The 1611-nt window shown below is 39.5% G+C and carries 1 protein-coding gene; it reads right to left on the minus strand.

Features of this window, described 5'->3' with window-relative positions:
• Window positions 1-68 precede the first annotated feature (68 nt).
• Window positions 69-1448: an IS66 family transposase gene (gene tnpC, locus ACT29I_RS25630; RefSeq protein ID WP_444794854.1), complete on the minus strand. Its 1380-nt coding sequence runs from the start codon at window positions 1446-1448 to the stop codon at window positions 69-71.
• Window positions 1449-1611 lie beyond the last annotated feature (163 nt).

A 1611-nucleotide genomic window follows, 5' to 3' on the forward strand; every position in this document is an offset into this window, starting at 1 on the left:
GTAACAACTCAGGTATCCAAGGCAACATAATTATATCGGCTATTTAGAAAGGCGATTTTGCCTTAAGATTAGAGATAAGAACATAGGGTTCCAAAAACATCTTTGTCCCTTTTGATCCATGTGTCAATAACAGAGCGTATTGTTGCAAATATATCTGCTCCGTTTTCAGACCTAAATCCACCAGATACTTTTTGCTTTACCTTTATGTTTCGTATTGCCCGTTCAGAGCCGTTGTTATCAAAGGGCACTTCGGGGAAAAACAAAAAGGTAAACACACTGTTTTTCCACTTGACCATTCTTTTATGAAAGGCAGCTAGCTTTTTGAGTTTTATTTTTGGTGGAGAATCCAATAGTTTTTGAAACTCCTGCAATATCTCATCCCGCATTTTTAAGGACTGTGAATATTGGGATTGGCATAAATTCTTTTTGAAGTTGATGGCTTTCATGAACAGTTCCTTCATCCGAACAGGCCATTTGTTTTTTGTAACTTCAATAAAGGCGTTAAGTTCTCGGAGCAGGTGAGCCAGGCACAACTGATGTTTGTGGGCTCTTGTTTTCAACTGTGCGCTTAATGAATCTGACACCAATACGGCATTGGGTAACCCTTGCGGGAATTCGTTTTCAATCGCAGCAAAGCCCCTTGTTGGAGAAACCGTAATAAATGTTTCCGTTGCTGTTTGCCACGTCCATGTCCAATATTTGTTGTTGTTTACATTTGTCCCTGTTTCATCGCTGCCCACAACTTTAGCGTTCTTTATATCCGTTTTAATGCTTTCGTAAATTGGATATAGCTTATCCGCCACCTTGTTGAGCATGTTAAAAACGGTACCTTCACTAATTGATATGTCACTGATACACTTTAACAATTCAGGAATCCTTTGGTATGGAACATATTGACGGGTACTTAAGTAACTGACAAAAGAAGTGAGGTTTTTGCCATACTGAACAGGGCCATTCACTCCTGAAGGGAAACTGCCGATTGATACATGGCCACATTTGCACTTGGCTTTATAAACCTGATGTTCCGTAACATTTGCTTTTATGGGAGGGATGTCTACCACTTGCCGCTTGCTATGTAACACATAATCTTCTGTAATATGAACCTCTCCGCACGCAGGACATGTATTGGAGGGTTGGTGGACGATCATGTTGTCCGGACTTGAGACTTGCTTTAATGTATGTCCTTTATGTCCTGCCTGTCCGCCAGGCTTTTTGCCACTCTTCTTTCTCAAACTTTTTTGTCTGGGAACTTTTCCGAAGTCCTGAGAAGGCGGCCGTGAACTATTGCGGCTGTTTTGCTGATTTTTGAGCTGACGATTTTCTTCCTTCAGTTCTTTTATGTCATCACGCAATAGCTGCATCTCTTCTTCAATCCTATTACTGAATTCTACAAAAATATTGATGATGTCTTCTTTTTCTAAAGGTTCTAACGTCTCTCGTTTTATCATGACACAAATATCAGATCATCAGTCCTAAACAAGAAAATATGAAGCCTATTGTTATAAACACACACTACTGAATTATCAACAAATCGCCCTACAAATTTATGTTTTTAAAATCCAGAACAGGAGAATCCAATATTTGCTCACGCTTTGCAACTCAGAAACAAAT

Origin of the sequence: Saccharicrinis sp. GN24d3 (assembly GCF_052400645.1) — a bacterium.
GTDB lineage: Bacteria > Bacteroidota > Bacteroidia > Bacteroidales > Marinilabiliaceae > Saccharicrinis.

Coding starts and splice junctions, on each gene's coding strand:
- tnpC (WP_444794854.1), bottom strand. CDS start 1,448: ATGATAAAACGAGAGACGTTAGAACCTTTAGAAAAAGAAGACATCATC.